General features: G+C 34.7%; 19 protein-coding genes. 13 read left to right on the top strand and 6 right to left on the bottom strand.

Translation table 11 applies throughout. The features are described from left to right. The first annotated feature begins 102 nt into the window (after positions 1-102). Positions 103-606, top strand: coding sequence for an RNA polymerase sigma factor (locus D612_RS0103015; RefSeq protein ID WP_017754005.1), 504 nt, complete (start codon positions 103-105; stop codon positions 604-606). Beyond that, positions 596-1,585 (top strand): anti sigma factor C-terminal domain-containing protein, encoded by a 990-nt coding sequence (locus D612_RS0103010; protein WP_017754004.1) that lies wholly within the window; start codon positions 596-598, stop codon positions 1,583-1,585. Before D612_RS0103015 ends, D612_RS0103010 begins: the two co-directional genes overlap by 11 nt. Before the next feature lie 94 nt (positions 1,586-1,679). Here D612_RS0103010 and D612_RS0103005 read toward each other — a convergent pair whose 3' ends face one another. Both D612_RS0103005 and D612_RS0103000 read right to left on the bottom strand, forming a co-directional pair. Continuing rightward, a complete protein-coding gene (locus D612_RS0103005) occupies positions 1,680-2,378 on the bottom strand; it encodes a hypothetical protein (protein WP_017754003.1) in 699 nt (232 codons plus the stop codon). 227 nt (positions 2,379-2,605) lie between these two features. Then, positions 2,606-3,979, bottom strand: coding sequence for an aminotransferase-like domain-containing protein (locus tag D612_RS0103000; protein WP_017754002.1), 1,374 nt, complete (start codon positions 3,977-3,979; stop codon positions 2,606-2,608). Between the two features lie 119 nt (positions 3,980-4,098). On the opposite strand from D612_RS0103000, the gene D612_RS0102995 reads away from it, so the two are divergent. From D612_RS0102995 to D612_RS0102970, 6 genes are all read left to right on the top strand, one after another. Further along, positions 4,099-4,713 (top strand): LysE family translocator, encoded by a 615-nt coding sequence (locus D612_RS0102995; protein ID WP_017754001.1) that lies wholly within the window; start codon positions 4,099-4,101, stop codon positions 4,711-4,713. A 100-nt stretch (positions 4,714-4,813) separates the two neighbouring features. Beyond that, a complete protein-coding gene (locus D612_RS0102990) occupies positions 4,814-5,638 on the top strand; it encodes a metallophosphoesterase (protein ID WP_017754000.1) in 825 nt (274 codons plus the stop codon). 49 nt (positions 5,639-5,687) lie between these two features. Continuing rightward, positions 5,688-6,119 (top strand): DUF1801 domain-containing protein, encoded by a 432-nt coding sequence (locus D612_RS0102985; protein ID WP_017753999.1) that lies wholly within the window; start codon positions 5,688-5,690, stop codon positions 6,117-6,119. A 231-nt stretch (positions 6,120-6,350) separates the two neighbouring features. Continuing rightward, on the top strand, positions 6,351-6,638 hold the full coding sequence (locus tag D612_RS0102980; RefSeq protein ID WP_017753998.1) for a hypothetical protein: 288 nt from the start codon (positions 6,351-6,353) through the stop codon (positions 6,636-6,638). 327 nt (positions 6,639-6,965) lie between these two features. Next, a complete protein-coding gene (locus tag D612_RS0102975; protein WP_017753997.1) occupies positions 6,966-7,490 on the top strand; it encodes a sigma-70 family RNA polymerase sigma factor in 525 nt (174 codons plus the stop codon). Next, positions 7,483-8,787, top strand: a complete 1,305-nt coding sequence (locus tag D612_RS0102970; RefSeq protein WP_017753996.1) for a DUF4179 domain-containing protein — start codon at positions 7,483-7,485, stop codon at positions 8,785-8,787. The genes D612_RS0102975 and D612_RS0102970 overlap by 8 nt, the downstream gene beginning before the upstream one ends. Before the next feature lie 445 nt (positions 8,788-9,232). Here the strand turns inward: D612_RS0102970 and D612_RS0102960 are convergent, their stop codons facing one another. Then, complete coding sequence (locus tag D612_RS0102960; protein WP_017753994.1) at positions 9,233-9,589, bottom strand: GIY-YIG nuclease family protein; 357 nt, start codon at positions 9,587-9,589, stop codon at positions 9,233-9,235. Between the two features lie 22 nt (positions 9,590-9,611). After that, positions 9,612-10,367 carry a DUF2087 domain-containing protein gene (locus D612_RS0102955; RefSeq protein WP_026092368.1) on the bottom strand — a complete coding sequence of 252 codons (756 nt, stop codon included), beginning with the start codon at positions 10,365-10,367 and terminating at the stop codon, positions 9,612-9,614. 222 nt (positions 10,368-10,589) lie between these two features. Here D612_RS0102955 and D612_RS0102950 point away from each other — a divergent pair, with 222 nt between their 5' ends. The 3 genes from D612_RS0102950 (at position 10,590) to D612_RS0102940 (ending at position 13,382) form a co-directional block, all read left to right on the top strand. Next, positions 10,590-11,399: a hypothetical protein gene (locus tag D612_RS0102950; RefSeq protein WP_017753992.1), complete on the top strand. Its 810-nt coding sequence runs from the start codon at positions 10,590-10,592 to the stop codon at positions 11,397-11,399. 918 nt (positions 11,400-12,317) lie between these two features. Further along, complete coding sequence (locus tag D612_RS0102945) at positions 12,318-12,632, top strand: PadR family transcriptional regulator (protein WP_017753991.1); 315 nt, start codon at positions 12,318-12,320, stop codon at positions 12,630-12,632. A 147-nt stretch (positions 12,633-12,779) separates the two neighbouring features. Continuing rightward, a complete protein-coding gene (locus D612_RS0102940) occupies positions 12,780-13,382 on the top strand; it encodes an undecaprenyl-diphosphatase (RefSeq protein ID WP_017753990.1) in 603 nt (200 codons plus the stop codon). Positions 13,383-13,536: 154 nt separating this feature from the next. On the opposite strand, the gene D612_RS0102935 is transcribed toward D612_RS0102940, so the two are convergent. Together D612_RS0102935 and D612_RS0102930 are read right to left on the bottom strand one after the other, a co-directional pair. After that, positions 13,537-13,944: a DUF1259 domain-containing protein gene (locus D612_RS0102935; protein ID WP_017753989.1), complete on the bottom strand. Its 408-nt coding sequence runs from the start codon at positions 13,942-13,944 to the stop codon at positions 13,537-13,539. A 330-nt stretch (positions 13,945-14,274) separates the two neighbouring features. Further along, the gene (locus tag D612_RS0102930) at positions 14,275-15,333 is read right to left on the bottom strand and encodes an ABC transporter substrate-binding protein (protein WP_017753988.1); all 1,059 of its coding nucleotides are present in this window, start codon (positions 15,331-15,333) and stop codon (positions 14,275-14,277) included. Positions 15,334-15,819: 486 nt separating this feature from the next. Here D612_RS0102930 and D612_RS0102925 point away from each other — a divergent pair, with 486 nt between their 5' ends. Together D612_RS0102925 and D612_RS0102915 are read left to right on the top strand one after the other, a co-directional pair. Then, a complete protein-coding gene (locus D612_RS0102925) occupies positions 15,820-16,023 on the top strand; it encodes a helix-turn-helix transcriptional regulator (RefSeq protein ID WP_017753987.1) in 204 nt (67 codons plus the stop codon). Positions 16,024-16,185: 162 nt separating this feature from the next. Then, complete coding sequence (locus D612_RS0102915; protein WP_017753986.1) at positions 16,186-17,430, top strand: aminopeptidase; 1,245 nt, start codon at positions 16,186-16,188, stop codon at positions 17,428-17,430. Positions 17,431-17,621 lie beyond the last annotated feature (191 nt).

The following is a 17,621-nucleotide window of genomic DNA, read 5'->3' as shown; positions in this document are numbered from 1 at the left end:
CTAGTAGATCACAATAAATTAAGAAACCGCGCGAAAAAAGATTTTTTTTGTTTTATTTTTATCAGAAACTGCAAAAATGTTTCGTAAGCTGAGGGGGGAGTCATGGTAAACCAAACAATGAATGAATTTCTGCAACAGATCTGCACCTTGCTATACCGCTATTTGCGTAAGCGTGGCCTTACCCATGAAGATGCAGAGGACATCGTTCAAGATACATGCTACAAGTTTTTATTACATAAAGATGGTATTCAGTCAGACAAAGTGATGAGTTGGTTATACCGGGTGGCTACCAATCAATTTTATGATCTCAAACGAAAAGAAAAGCGGTACCGAACAACCGACGTTGATGAAACCCCACTGGCAATTTCAACGAACATTCCCGAATTACATGTTCTCGAAAAAGAAGAATCCAGCAAAATTAAGGATACGCTTGACTCACTTTCGGGTTTGCAACAGGAATTACTAGTGTTGAAGTATGAATTGGAATTATCGTACAAAGAAATTGCAGCACTAGTTGATATGAATGAAAATACGTTAAAAACGCATATAAGACGTGCAAAAGAAAAGTTTAGTGAAAGATATAAGGGGGATTCCCATGATGAATAATGAGCAAAAGGATTTTTCATTTGATAATAACCAGATTAAGAAATTAATGAGAAAAGCAAAGTTTTGGTCAACAATCAAAATCATAGTGATAACGATAGTGGTTACACCGATCATTCTGTCAGTTTTATGGTACGGTTTGTGGAAACTAACATTACACAGTGCACAAAAGACGATTGGTGAAATTGTAATGTTTAATGAAATTAGTGGACCAAATGTTCATATAAGTCATCAAACCTATAACACTGATTGGTTAGGGGGAGACATAAAAATTAGAACATATAAGGTACTCGGAAATCGTCCTCATATTTGGGAGCCAATCGAAGGAAGTTACAATTTGTTTGGTACGTTTTCTCGTAACTATGGTTCATATGGATCCATCCAGTTCGAGCGGTCGGAATCATTAGCGGAAACCCATCAATTTGATAGATTTAATGCTTACACAGGTGATCGCGAGTTGTTTTTTTATCATCCCGATGTAGCCTATGACGTATATAAAGATAGCATTAGCGAACTAGAACAAATTGAAAAAACAAATTTTGTTGAACTTGGTTTGTCGTTTGATCAAGCGTACAGCTATAATGAAATTCAAAACAAGCTGCCTTCTAATGTGCAAGTCGTTTGGTGGTGGGTTGATGCATATCCGTATGAGCGGATCGATTTTTTTCAGCAAGACCAAGATACGATTTCAGCTGATTACCCGTTTATCTATGGCTTTCATGCAGAGCAATTTAAAGAGGACGCTTATGGCGGTATCGATTCTTTCATAACAAGCCTCGAGCGCCTTCAAGACAGTAACAATTTTAAATGGGAAGCAGGAGAAGCTTACAATGCATTAATCGGAGATAATGGAAAGTTAGAACAAAGCGATGTCCAAATTATTGGAGCCATTGTTACGGGTACACCTGAACAACTTAAATCATTACAAGGGTTGCCATTTATAAAAGGCTCAACATTAGGTGTCATTGCTGAGCTGAAGTAATTTAACGGCTGGAAATACAGTGTTTTACGATACTTCTTTTGTGACGATAAATTTTTGTTATCATCACCAAATTGAATGTCACGATGTTTTGCTGTTAATAAATCCGGTTTATCGTTAGTAAATCGAGCATCACATCATTTTGCTGATAGTAAATCCATTTTACCGTCAGCAAATCGAGCATCACATCATTTTGCTGATAATAAATCCATTTTATTGTCAGCAAATCGAGCATCACATCATTTTGCTGATAGTAAATCCGTTTTATCGTCAGCAAATCGATTCTTACGCCGTTTTGCTGATAATAAATCCATTTTATCGTCAGCAAATCGAGCATCACATCATTTTGCTGATAGTAAATCCATTTTACCGTCAGAAAATCGATTCTTACGCCGTTTTGCTGATAATAAATCCGTTTTATCGTCAGTAAATCGAGCATCACATCATTTTGCTGATAGTAAATCCATTTTACCGTCAGCAAATCGAGCATCACACCATTTTGCTGATAATAAATCCATTTTATCGTCAGCAAATCGAGCATCACACCATTTTGCTGATAATAAATCCATTTTATCGTCAGCAAATCAAGCATCACACCATTTTGCTGATAATAAATCCATTTTATCGTCAGCAAATCAAGCATCACACCATTTTGCTGATAATAAATCCATTTTATCGTCAGCAAATCAAGCATCACACCATTTTGCTGATAATAAATCCATTTTATCGTCAGCAAATCAAGCATCACACCATTTTGCTGATAATAAATCCGTTTTATCGTCAGTAAATCGAGCATCACACCATTTTGCTGATAATAAATCCCAGTTATCTACCATGATGCAAGATTCAGCAACGATTTGGTACCGATAAATCAGTGTTATCTATTGCGATCCAAGTTGGTAAAGCAAACATTTCATACGTAACATCTTTTCCAATAATGTAGATCAACACAAAATCCCTTATATAATCCTTATATAATTAAACCCATAACAGCAAGCCCCATTATTCATTAGCAAAAGCGGATTACTTAATTATTTCCCTAACTATTTTTAAACCCATTTCTAATTCTTTGATGTTATCGGTTGAACTTACAGAAATTCTAATTGCATTACAGTTATTATTTTTTCCAACTAAAAATCTATTTGTGGAGAATATTTGTACACCATGCTCTAGGGCGATACGTTCCAGTTCCATGCTACTGTATTCATCTGGAATCTCCAAATATCGAAAAAGAGAAGTTTTGGATCGCGTGAATTTAAAATTATTAAATATTTGATCAAAAATTGTATTTCTCTCTTCCAATATAGCCAACTTTACTTTGACAATTTCTTCGTATTTCATTGTCGTTTGTAACAATGAAACCATTTCAGCATTGTATGGAGAAGCCATCCAATTTAAATTGTTAATACCTTGTTGTAGCTTCTTCGTATATTTGGATGGTGATACAATATAAGAAATTCTAAGAGTAGGATTTAGTGCTTTTGATGTTCCGAAAATATAGAAACCTCTGTCCGGAACAAAAGCACTAATTGGTGTTAATTTATTCTTAATTGTAAAACTGCAAGCCCCATCCTCTATTAGTAATAAATTATGTCTTGAAATGATCTTGCCAATTTCTTCTCTTTTCTTTTCTCCTACTGTGACAGAAGTTGGGTTATGACAGTCTGGCATTAAATAGATACCTTTTGCTTTTTCACGTTTGCATGTTTGCTCTAAAAGTTCAATATTAATACCTGATTCATCACTTTGCACAGGTATTAGAATAATACCCAAATATTTGGCAAGACTTTTCAAACCTGTATACGTTAGTTCATCAACAATAATTCGATCACTTTTAGAAAAAAGGCTCACAAGTATAATGGAAAGTGCATTCTGTGTTCCAGAAGTAATAATTATGTTGTCAGGTGAACTTTCAATTTTATATTGATTTAACCACTTGGCAGCAATATACCTATGCTTAATATGTCCTTCGGGAGGACAATATTTTAAAGCAATATTATAATCCATTAATTCACTAATGGACTTAAGTTGCTTCTCAATAAATGTATTTGTCTCATATAGTGGCAGCACCATACCTAAACTTATGATGTTTTTGTCATTATGATCTGTTAATAACTGAACTGGCAAACCTGCATTACTGCTAACAAAAGTTCCTTTTCCAACAATTCCAGTCAAAAGACCTTTTTCTTCGCATAATTTGTATGCCCTAGTTACCGTTCCATGGTTAATGCCTAAAAAGTTTGCAATAACTCTCTGGGGCGGAAGCCGATCACCATGTAACAACTTCCCATTTTGTATATCTCTTTCAATAGATTCAGCAATTAAAATATATTTAGGTTTTTTACTAGATTTTAATGTTGGTACCCATGTAATTTTATTCCCCAAATAATCGATCATTTTATTATTACCTCAAATTGTAATTGGTACAATTCTGAAATTGTACCATTTTTATGTATATTTTAAAATAAAGCTATGAAAAAATACAAGTTTTAAAGATTCTTATAAGGAGGGCAAATATGTTAGAAATGTTTCTATATGGTATCGGGGTTATGTATACTCCTGGACCCGTTAACCTTTTAGGTGCCAATCAGGGTTTTAATAAAAAATTCAAAAGCTCTTTCAGTTTCTTTGTTGGTGTAGGAGTAGCTATGTTTTTATTATTTATCATTTATGGTTATTCAGGAGAAAAATTAATAAAGAAAGAATACTTAATCTATATTAGCTTGGTTGGTAGTTGTTATATTATTTATTTAGCCTATAAGATCTATACAGAAAAAATAGAAATTCATCCTTCTTCGAAGAATAATACAATCACCTTTAAAGATGGGTTTTTAATGCAACTCTTTAATCCAAAAGCCTCTTTGACGGCTTTACCGATAGCAACTATTAATTTTCCAGCTAATAATATAACTGGTATAAATATTGCGTTTATGTCATTCTTATTTATGGTTTTGGTTATTGGTGCCCCAAGTACATATTGCATACTCGGACAGTTTTTTTCAAAATTAATAAAAAACAATGGAATCCTAATGTTCTTTAATAAAATAATGGCAATTCTTTTAATTTACGTAGCTTTTACGATACTTAAGGATCATGTCTACTATGTACTGATAGGATTAAAGCCTTTTTAACCTAGCGATTTCCCATAAAATCAAATACTATGATATAAATAAACATACAATAAATTTAATGTTTGAATTTTTAATTGAACGTAATTTAGGATGGTGTTAAATGAGTTTAAAATGGCTAACATTTATTATAGTTCTCTTTGTGTTCATATTTTTATTAGCACGGATTTATTACGATACAAACACATTTAAGATAAATAAAATTGAGTTTCATAGTGACAAAATTTCAAAAGGTTCCGAGATTACTATTTTGCAAATTAGTGACGTCCATAACAAAGCGTTTCGAGATCACAATGAGAAGTTGCTACATACTGTAGAAGAATTACATGCAGACATTATTGTTATCACAGGTGATCTCATCGACCGACGAACGGCCAAATTTGAAAATGTCTACTATCTTATTGATCAACTTACTGCGATTAATGAAAATGTTTATTTTGTATCTGGTAATCACGAGTGGGAAAATGTAAATACGCATGAATTTTTTGACGGTCTACAAAAACGGAATGTTACGATTCTTGATAACGGAAACAAGCAACTAACTCTAAATCATGCAGTATTTAACTTAGTTGGGGTTGCAGACTTTTCAACCAACCATGAAAATGTAGATCAAGCATTTCTTACTACGAATAACGAATTATACACGATCATGCTATCCCATTCTCCAGATATAATAAAACAATTTGAAATGATACAAGCTGATCTAATTCTGAGCGGACATACCCATGGTGGACAAGTGAGACTTCCATTTATAGGCGCAGTTGTGGCTCCAGATCAAGGACTTTTCCCAAAATTAGACAAAGGGATATACCGCCTAAAAGAAAATCAACACCTATATATCGATAGTGGACTTGGTACGAGTGTGATTCCGATTCGGTTTTTAAATCAAAGCCAAATAAGCTTGATTACAATTGTGAATAATAGTTGAGTGAAAGCAACCATTAATTAGTGATGCAAAAAGGAGGTAGTCGCTAGTTTTGTATGAACAGAAAACAAGAGAAAATGATAGTAGTGTGCTTGAATTTATTGAAAAAGTAGAAAATCCAAAAAAACGTGACGACGCATATAAATTATTAGAAATTTTTACAGAAACAACAGGGTACCCAGCTAAAATCTGGGGAACAAGTATTATAGGCTTTGGCAGTTACCATTACAAATATGCTTCAGGTCACGAAGGAGACGCACCGCTTGTCGGCTTTTCTCCACGAAAAGCAAAAATTAGTTTGTATTTTGCAACTTGCGATCCAGACGGGGATGAATTACTAAGTGATTTTGGGAAACACACGAAGGGAAAAGGGTGTGTTTACATTAACAAAGTAGCAGATATAAATGTCGATATTTTAAAAGAATTAATAACTCAATCGCTGAAGTTTCTGCAACAGACGTATCCAAATAAAAGTGAAAAATGAATAACTAAAACCTTGAAAACCTACTCTAGCTCAGAACAGCAGGAGATAGGTTTTATTTATTTTATTAAAATCATGCAAGGAAATCTTTTTTAATAAAAATCCAACTTACACTAGAACATTTTACCAATGTAATATGTCTATATAGATGGCCTTATCGCTTTTCCGATAAAGAATTCCTTCGGAATGGAACATTTTAGCAATTTTGTACGTCTATAAAGATGGGTGATAAAAATGAACAAACTACGAAATATTCTTTATTTATTTGCTATGATCGTGTTAATAGTTGGTTGTTCAAGTGAAAAGACCAGTCCGCAAACTGATCTATCACAGTTAACAAGAGTAGATGTATCTATTCATACCACGGAAGGAAGTTCCGGTACCATGGTAGGAAGCTACGATACCACGGAAGGAAGCAACGGTACCACGGAAGGAATCCACGTTACCACGGAAGGAATCCACGTTACCACGGAAGGAATCCATGGTACCACGGAAGGAAGCAACGGTACCATGGAAGGATAACCTATGCGGAAACACGCAATGAGCCGATCCCTGAACCGTTATCGGAAATTATAATAAGAAAAGTGGAGTCGGCACTTGAGAATCATCGCAGTATAGTTGTACTAGTAAGTTTACTAGTAATACTTATACTGATCATATATCGCGGTTTAAAAATGAGATAATTCGCTTAAATAAATTTCAAAAGGACATAAATGCCTTCGTATTTTTTCATAAAGGTAATGAGAAATGAATTCGAATTTCCCATTACCTTATTTCATGAATATCGAAATTTCTGAAACGTTTTTAATGACTCGTTTATCTAACAAGTAGAAGAAAGGAGGAGCAATTTTGTCACATATAAATAAAGTGAAACGCGCAAAGAAAGGAAATAATAAAGCTTTTCAGGAACTGATTGATGAAGAAAAAGAAAAGCTTTACAAGATGGCCTACATTTATATGAAAAATGAAGTCGATGCTCTCGAAGTTTTTCAAGAAACAGTCTTTAAAGCATTTATCTCTATTAAAAATTTAAAAAAAGAACAATATTTCTCAACTTGGATTACTAGAATTCTCATCAATACAGCGATTGAATTTTTAAGAAAGAAGGAAAGAATTATCCCAATGGAACGGGACGTGTTAGAAAGTAAAACAAATCCTTACGTGCCAAAAGAAAGTAATCATGATTTACTTCATACCGTTCTCGAATTAGATGAAAAGTATAAGACTGTTTTACTCCTACGTTTTTATAAAGATTACTCAGTGAAGCAAATTTCTGAAGTTTTAGATTGTCCGGAGGGTACGGTAAAAACAAACATTCATCGTGGGCTCCAAATGTTAAGAGAAAAGCTAAAGGAGGAGTGTGTAAATGAATAGCGAATTTCCAAATTTCAAGAAAGAAATCGATAAAATAACCGTTCCAACAGAGAAGTTAGACCAAATTATTATAAATACATTGAGCAGCTCAAAACCGAAGAAATCAAAGCTGAAAATAACGGTATATGCTTGTAGTGCAGCTGTCATTGGATTTGGATTATTTATCGGATCGGCAATGATTTCGCCAGCAATGGCGAAAGTGGCATCCCATCTCCCAATTGTCGGGACATTTTTCAATGACATTGGCGATGAAGGGTTACAAATAGCAGGACAAAAGGGCTTAACCCAAATTGTTGAGCAATCAGCAAAGGATAACGGAATTACGTTAACAATTAATGAAGTTTTTTATGATGGCACGCGCTTAACATTTGGGTATACTCAGGAATCATTGTTTGCAATTGGGGACCTCGAGCGTCCGACAATCGAGGTAAACGGAAAAGACATCAACTTCAGTTCAGGCTATTCAGGAGAGTTTATTACACCACAGAAATATAAAGGAATAATCGATATCAATCCGACCGAAGAACTTCCGGAACACTTTGATATGAGGATGCGAATTGATGCTGTTGGTTTAATTCCAGGAAAATGGGAGTTTAAATTTCCAGTAAAGCAATCAAATGAAGTGACCGTGATTCGCCCAGAAATTGTGAAAGACACTGAAATTGCTCAACTTGAAATTAGCTCTTTGAAGATCGGTCCAGCAGGAACGAATCTTAATGTCAAAGGTATTGCAGATGAAAAAGACAGCCTATTACTGTATCAGCTTCAATTCCACTTAACCGATGATAGTGGGGATATAGTCAATCCTTTAAGCGGCAGTGGTAGTGGCGAAACAATTAATGGGAAAGAAATTGCCGAACTCGAATTTCTCTATGCTCCTTTAAAAGAGGGAACAAAAAAGGTAACGCTCGTTCCTTATATTATCCCTGTTAGCGAAGAAGGGTATGAAGAAGTAGTCGTCCCATTAGATAACCAAAGCTTTCCGGTAACGATGGATCAAGGTGAGGTTGGAAAAGTAGTTGTTACAGATGTGTCTTATTTGAAAGACAAGGTCGTTGTTTCCTATGAAGTTCAAAGTGATGCTGTTATCGACGATCATGCATCATCTAATGCAATTATGGTTATTGATGAGAATGGAAATAATTTAATTTCCGAAGAAAAGCCATTACCTGAAAGAATTGAAGGTAACAGCTTCAAGCAAGAATATGTCACGAAAGAAACGAAAGGTTTACAGCTTAAAACCTTTAAGTTCCCAAAACCAATTACGTATGGAGAAATTGAAATTCAAATTCGATAATTCTGTGTAGGGGGCTGTCTAAAAAGTCATAATTAATGGCTTTTGACAGCCTCTTTTTTTTAATCCCAATAAATATGGTGATTTTGATCGCTATGGCGGACGCGGACCTTAGGGCAAACACCGAGCCGATTCCCTCGCTACGCTCAGTCCACGGTCTCGGTTCGCTTGCTAGTCCCGCAGGAGTCACCGCATTCACTCTTCAAAATCACCAATTTTTAGCATATTTTTAATCTTTTTAAGGACTTATCGGACAGCCCTTGGTCTGTTACACTAATGTTAGTATGTGTTTATATTAGATTCAATTCATTACCTATTGACGACCAATTGTAAATATCTTGGTTCATTACCAAATGACGAACAATTGTAAATAATTTGATTCATTCTCTAATGCTGAGTAATTGTAAATATACTGCTCACAACAAATTAGGGGTAAGACTGAATTAGGTTATCGGATTTTCTTCTTGTTATAACCTTTTTCTCCGTACGGTTGCAGTTGATCTAACCATTTATTTTCCAACTCTAACAACGCTTCTTTTTCAGTGAAATATGGATCGTCTTTCTTTTTGAGTGTTTCTAAAACATCAATACTGAAAGCATCTTTCCCATATTGATTCCATTCTTCTTGTAGCCCTTTATTCGTATGTGTACCCGCTTCAAGACTGAATTGTAATCCGTTTAACGTTTTAAAATTTCTTGTACTACCGATAAAAATCTTCCCATTTTCATTATTTTTTATTTGAAAAATACCAGCCTCAACCGGAATTTCTTTGTAAAGCGCTTTTAATTCCTTTTTACGGTTCATTTCATTCACTCACAATCTTTCGTTATTTTTTTAACCAATATTGGCTACCATCTGACTTTCGATCCAAAAAGCCGTATTCGATTAAGTACCTGCGCAACATGACATAATCGTCATATATTTCATTTAGTAGATGATTTATGTCTTTTTCTGTATATGTGGTATCTCGTTTGAATCGCTTTGTAATTTCTCGAAGAACGATCAATCGCTGTTTTTCTTTCGGTGGAAATTTCGTCAAACGACCAGTTATCCCTTCGGGAAAAAACTTTTTGATGATTTCTTGTTGTTCGTCTTCTGTTACAGCGTATCTGTCATCAACCATTTTGGCAGTCTTATGCGGTTGGATAAATGCGGGAGCATAATGATCTTTTTCTTTTAATAGTTCCATAATTGCTAAAAAGGTCTTCGCTTGGCGCTCCTTTTCTTTTAACGCAAAACGGTGATGTCTAATCGTCGAAGTACTTCCAATCCCTAGCTCACTTTGAACCTCTTTATCATTTTTCCCTTGATAAAAAAGGCGAAGGAGATGATTCTGATGTTCGGTTAAACCTGTCAGTTTTTTATCAAGTCCGATCAAGTATTCAAATACCGATAGGTGAGTTCGTTCGATATGAAGACGCATGTACCGTTCAGCTTCATAAAAAACATCTTCATGAGGATAAATAACACCCTTTTCCAATTTTTCACCACATAACAGGCAAGTATAACAATCAGCATCTTGAATATAACCACGTTTTAGTTCTTCTAATGAAGCATTCCAAAACTGTTCTGATATATTAATCACACAAACACATCCTATCAAAGTTTATATTAAATATAAACGTATTTTATAATTGTTTATCAAACAACGAACATAATATAATAAAATTTACTTAATGTCAAACTATTAAAAGCTGTTCTATTCTTATGGTACAATAGGTTAAATTGGTAAAATAGGTAAAATTTAAGAAATAGCTCGTTCGAAGGATCAAGTTAGCAGACAAACGATCATGAGGTGTTGTTTATGAAAAAATACATAGGCTTATTTGTAGCCATCTTGATTTTCTTTGTTTTTTTGAAAGTAGAAGCAGCAATCGATGGGGATGGGAGAGGGAAGAAATCCGAGAAGGAAAACGCCATTACGACAGTTAATGATGATCCGGTAGGGGATGAAAAAGGTAATATTTCTAGTAAAAATGATTTCGTTGCCTCATCAAAAAATATCCCAGATGGCTATGAAATGGTCACGAAATCTAACGAAGATCAAATTTTTTTGTACGCAAAAAAGACAGACGATTTCTACTACGACTTTAAAATAGATTTCAAAGGAACATTGTACTCGAGACCATTTTGGTTAAGCTTAGCTCATAATCCTACATACGCTCCACTAATCATTTATGAAAATATTAATCAGGATGAAAACAAAGAGCTTATTATCATTTTAAACAAAGGCTACGGGTCTGGTGTATTATTGGATGAAGTTTATGTTTTTAATACAGACAATGAACGTTTCAGCGAGGTCCTTGTTGATCACCCGCTAGCTGTTTTATATAAAAATGTAAAAACTAAACTATCGCCAACTCAAGCCGAAATTCGAGTAGGTGACAAGACATCAGTCGTAGATATAACGCCTTTAGAAATTCAGCCTACAAACCTATTTGACGATGTTGCCTTCGGCAGTATTATAGATTTTGAAGTAAGAAACAATCAACTAATTGTGACGATGGCTGCACAAATTTCTCCAGCAGGTTTCATTGGAGAGGTTGTCATTATTTATGAATATCGTGATAATATGTACCAGGCCAAATCAATAGATTTTCTGCCTTATGAGTAGATTTTCTTCCTTATGAGTAATGGAAAGAATGGCATTACCACCAAAATTCCAAGAATTACACTGTTTAGGAATATTGCAAGATACACTTTAAAAATGTTGCAAGATACACTTTAAAAATGTTGCAAGATACACTTTAGGAATATTGCAAGATACACTGTTTGCGAACAATGAAAGATGATAATGCTTAGCAATATTGTTATAAAATTGCACCGTCAAAAATATAATAGACAAAAATTAGTAAAAGTCCGTTGTTAGTTACTAATTTGATGCCTAGTAATCACCTGATTTTTCGGTCTATTATTAGTAACGGACAGTGGATCCGTTAATTGGTGGGGAATGGCTATAATTTTGAATTTATCGGACACAGCTTCCGCTATTTCTTTCCCAAGGCAGGTTTTTCTCACAATTTTCGTTAAATAACGGATCTGGTGTCCGTAATAACCTTTTTAAAGTAGGAATTTTATAAAATAACGGATCTATTGTCCACATGTATTCCGAATTTAAAGCGAGTGGCTCTCAACCTGTAAGTTTTGGTGAAAATACGATCACTTATACGTACAGGATTCTACCAAAGGGACAGTATTACTCCAAAAAGTAGCTCCATCCATTTTGTTGAGGCTATTTTTCATGAAAATAATTGATAATATTAAAATTTTACATTGCAATATTAAGTACTTGTATTTACTATATAGAATAGTTATGTACTAAATTACATTTAGTACTCATATTCACTATGTAGTATACTTATGTACTCAATTATTTTAGGTACTATTTTATTCAATGTAAAGTCATTAAGTACTATTCAATGTAAAATCATTAAGTACTATTCAATGTAAAGTCATTAAGTACTTTAATAGGTACTTATTTAAACTTTGTAGAGCCATTAAAATTTTTTAAGTAATTTTGGGGGTCATTAATTTGAATAAAGAAATGCTGAAAGGTACTATTGACCTTCTAATTCTTTCGCTATTAAATGAGCAGGATAGCTATGGTTATGAAATTTCTAAAGCGATAAAGGAAAGAACAGAAGGGGAGTTTGAAATCCAAGAAGCTACGTTGTACTTATCTTTAAAACGTTTGGAAAAACAAAAATCTGTTTTTTCTTACTGGGGTGACGAAACATTTGGAGGCAGGCGCAAGTACTATGCGATTACAGATGATGGAAAACGCCATTTACGGACCTACATACAAGATTGGAACTCCGTGTCCGAGATAATCGATCGATTTATTTAAGAAGCGATATCGTATGAAAATTATGAAAAAATATTTATATACCTATATAATATGAGTAATTTTTGTTAGTATGTTCTCTATTTACAAGGTAGTTGACGCCGTTTTACCAAAAATTTTAAAATGAATTAAAGTAGGAGGAAATACATCGTGGGAATATCAGCATACAATATTGAACTATTCAGAATGATTAATGATTTAGGGAAACATTACACAGCATTGAATCCAGTGATGATTTTCATTGCAGAATATACGATCTTTTTCTTAGCACTAGCAGTAGTCACTCTTTGGCTTTCGCGTAGCAACAATAATCGATTGATCGTCATTAGTGGAGTTGTCACCCTCGTCCTTTCGGAAATAGTAGGGAAGATTGCCGGAAAACTACATACAAACAATCAACCTTTTGCGGAAATAGCAAACGTAAATCAATTAATTGAAAAAGCAGTTAATAACTCCTTTCCAAGTGACCATACAATCATTTTCTTTTCCTTTTGTATTACATTTTTGTTATTCAATCGAGGTTGGGGATTTTTAGCGACTATTATAGCTCTGATAGTCGGGTTTTCGCGCATTTGGGTTGGTGTCCATTATCCAGCAGATGTGTTTGCAGGTGCTTTAATTAGCATTATTATAGCTATTGTAGTGTTCAATGTTGTCCCTAAATTAAGCTGGACTACAAAATTTTTAGTAAGTTATGAAAAAAGTGAACAAAAGATTATCGATTCAGTAACGAAACAAAAAGAAACAATGTAATTATTATCTAGTGATCTATTATGATCGAATAACGTAATTACAAAAATGTAAAAGCACTACTTAGGGCAATAAATTTGTGCTCTATCTCAAAAGTTAGAATTTAAATCTAACAGATTAGGTGCAGTACATTGCCTTATATAGTGCTTTTTTAAACTTAAAATTTCAAAACTCTAAATGCTTCCCGTACTTTCCTTGCAAATTCGAGAGGTGGTTCAATTGATTCAAAATGCATGTACATTGCCCGAGGTTCTTCAAATAGCCAGTGATTATGAATAGCAGTTACGAGAATGTCCCGTTTTCGAAGTTCCGTTAATAAAGGATTTACCTCTTTTTGCAATAGAACCGTTTCACCTAAATTCAGCGCATTACCTCTTCGATCTAGGTTTTCAAAACTAAAAAATTGAGGAACAACTAGTGGTGAATTCGTTTCGCGTCCTAAAATTGTAAAATCTATATTACGAAACCTCTGCACTAAACAAACCTCATTTTCGTCTAAACTTCCATTCCCACCTAGTATCCTAGCAAATTCTTGGCAAAGGCTTTTTGTTTTGTCCCAACTCATCATGGAACCTCCTTTCTTGAATTTTTTCATAAAAAGGAATATTTTCCTTTGCTATTTACACTATGTTTTATTTGATAACTTGCAAGGGACAAGCGTGGATGGCAAGCATGGAATTTTACAAGAATCGAATACAATATGGGAAATTGGAATATACGAAGGAAGAATATGTAGCTTGAATGGCAGGTGAAAGTGCGATGACCTTCATAATCAACAAAAGAGCTGCCCATAAAAATCATTAATTATGACTTCTGGACAGCTCAATTCATTTTTAACAACATGAATGGTAGTTATTGAAATTGCCTAGAGTATGTTAGTGATAACTAACGTTTTTCACTTTTCAAGTTGATTTGCTTTTTCGACAAAGCTTGTATTCAAGTATCTCGAAACATCAATTTCGTGTGTAATGACAGGACTATCACCTTTACCAAATAGTTCAATGAGTTTCTTCCACGAATCTTGATAAATATAGCCATATCCTTTTTCAGTTTCAATTGGGGTCGATAAGTCAATGAAGGTGTCTAGGCACATTTGACCAACCGCCTCATCTGTAAACTCCTCTGGGGCTGCTTCCTTCATTATCTCTAATGCAGCATTACGATTTTTAATAGAAAAGTCTGTCCCTCTCGCAATAGCACGAGCAATTTTTTCAACAAGGTCTGGACGTTCATTTATAATTGATCCATTCGCAATAATCGCAGTGGATGGAAGGGCTTTATATACTTTAGGAATTAGCGAGTTTGATTTAAAGCCACTTACATATAGAGAAACAAGGTCATGGGCACCGCCACTAAAGGCAGCGATTTCACCATTTTCAAACCCCGTCAAAATAGACTTTGCCGTTGCATGTTCTCCAAATGGACGAATTGTTACATCAACTTCAGCATTTAAGCCTGCATTTGCAAGGAGTGATTGTACAAACGGTACTTCAGCTGCACCAAGTTCAGTTACCCCAATTACTTTTCCCTTTAATTGGCTAATATCTCTAATATCAGAATACCTTGGGACAATCAAATCAAATAAATTTGTTGAGTTAATTTGATAAACAGCTTGGATATCATGACCTTCATTCCATGCAGAAAGTAGAGAAGGTACTGCTACAATACCAAAATCAGCTGTATTGCTACCTATTTTTTGGACAATACTAGTCCCACCATGGCCTGATATTAATTCAACATCAAGTCCTTCCTCGGCGAAATAGCCATTATCCCGAGCGATATATGCATAATACATGGCATTACCATCAGCAGCTAAGAATAGCTGGACCTGTTCTAAGTCAGTTGAAGATTTTATACTAGTTTGATTGTTATCGCTATTTTTTATTACTGGAATTCCACAGGCTACAGCAAGTAGAATTGCTAATAGTGGTAAAAATATGATTAATTTCCTCATTCCAAACCCTCTCCCTAGTAAAAAAAGATATTTATTGAAATGATCAAAAGTAGAATTCTACAATAAGCTAAACAATTCTAATAAACTGATTTATAATTTTTCATTTGCTGTTACACTTAGCGTTTTCTATCGAAATAAACAGTGGTCATATTGCATAACTTCAGAAAGGTAGTAGTGAAGGTGAATAAAACAAGTATTCTTCCTTCATTAACTCTTTAAAACTAATAAGATAGCTCCATTCAGAGCACGTAATAGTGAGGAAAAGAGTTGGAAAAGTCTAAGGAGAGTAAAATATATGAGATTTAATTGATTATTTTCATTTTTCACAGGATTTCCTCTACAATATTATACAACTTTACATAGGCTCGTGTTAACCCCTCTCATATTTTATATAGGTGTCAAATATATTTGACACCTTTTCGAAGTTATTTTATCATAAGCATGTAAAAAGTTTTTGACATCAAAAATGCGGAAGTGGTAAATCAAGTGAAGAATAAAATAAAGGAGCATAGAGAAAAAAAGGGGTTGTCACAAGGTAAATTAGCAGAGCTGTGCAATGTAAGTCGACAAACTATAAATGCGATTGAAAACAACAAGTATGATCCAAGCCTTCAGCTTGCTTTTGATATCGCAAGACATTTAGAAATTTCGCTGGAACAATTATTTTGTCCTTCCGCGAATGAATCATAGGGGGATAGGTTCAAAATGGATAAATCAACAAAAATCATCGTAGCTGGCACGTTTATTGTTTTTTTAATCATTGTTAGCACATCTTTTTACAATTAATGATTACAGCAAGCTCTAATGAAATATGCTAGTATGGAATCAGAAAAAATGACTGGAGGTAAAAATATGGCCTTGCCAAATTTTCAAGAGAACCTACAAAAATACGCGAAGTTACTTGTTTCTAAAGGAATAAACGTCAAAAGTGGTGATTGGGTGAAATTAACCATTACCGTCGATCAAGCTGCGTTAGCACGTTTAATAACAAAGGAATCGTATGAGCTAGGAGCTGAGAAAGTTATAGTAAAATGGGCAGATGACGAGATCAGCAAACTGCATTACATTCACCAAACAGAAGATGTACTGACCAACATTCCTGAATACGAAATCCAAGAATCAGAAGACCATATCTTGAAACACCGTGTAAGCCGTCTAACGATTCTTTCCAGTGATCCAGGCCTATTAAATGAAGTGGATCCTACTAAAGTTGCCGCTTATCAGCGTGAAGCTGGTAAAGCTTTCAAAGTTCAAAGAGTCGCAACGCAAAATGACGATATTAAATGGACGGTTGCTGCAGCAGCAGGGGCTGGTTGGGCGGCGAAGGTATTCCCACATTTAGCAACAACGGAAGAACAGGTCGATGCGTTATGGGATCAAATATTTAAAACATGTCGTGTTTACACCAATGACCCAGTTGCTGCTTGGGATGAACATAAAAAAACATTAAATGAAAAAGCTACAAAATTAAATGAGATCCAGTTTGATGCATTACATTACACTGCACCTGGTACTGATTTAACAATCGGCTTACCTAAAAACCATATTTGGGCTTGTGCTGAAAGCTACAATCCAAAAGGGGAAGAATTTATCGCCAACATGCCAACTGAAGAGATTTTTACTTCTCCTGACACGCGCCGCATGGAAGGTGTTGTTAGGAGTACAAAGCCATTAAGCTATGCCGGGACATTGATTGAAGGGATTGAAGTCCACTTTAAAGATGGGAAAATTGTTGATATTTCTGCCGAAAAAGGAGATGAAACGATTAAGAAACTTGTTTTTGACAATGATGGTGGTACAGGCTTAGGTGAAGTCGCGTTAGTACCAGATCCATCGCCAATTTCTCAATCTGGGATTATCTTTTTCAATACTCTGTTCGATGAGAATGCTTCCAATCACTTAGCTATTGGTTCAGCGTACCCAACCACGATACAGGGTGGAACGAAAATGAGTGAAGAAGAGTTAAAGGAACATGGTATAAATACCGGTACTGTTCACGTTGACTTCATGATCGGTTCCAACAAAATGGACATTGATGGTATTAAACAAGATGGAACGATTATTCCAATTTTCCGCAATGGAGATTGGGCAATTTAATAGACGGCTTGAAAATCACATTGCCATACTATGATTACGCAAAAAGAAAAAACTTATGAAAGGAGCCGTGTGCTCCTTATTCATTGTTTAGGAAATTTTAAAATTTGATCCTGTGGATAAATACTATAGCACAGAGAGTAGTCATCCAGCTCCAGCACCCAGCGACAAGTAAACTTCGCTCATCTCTTTTG

It is taken from the genome of Calidifontibacillus oryziterrae (assembly GCF_000331575.1).
GTDB classification, from domain to species: domain Bacteria; phylum Bacillota; class Bacilli; order Bacillales; family Bacillaceae_J; genus Calidifontibacillus_A; species Calidifontibacillus_A oryziterrae.
The sequence above is the reverse complement of the archived record's forward strand: the minus strand, read 5'-3'. Positions and strand labels throughout refer to the sequence as shown.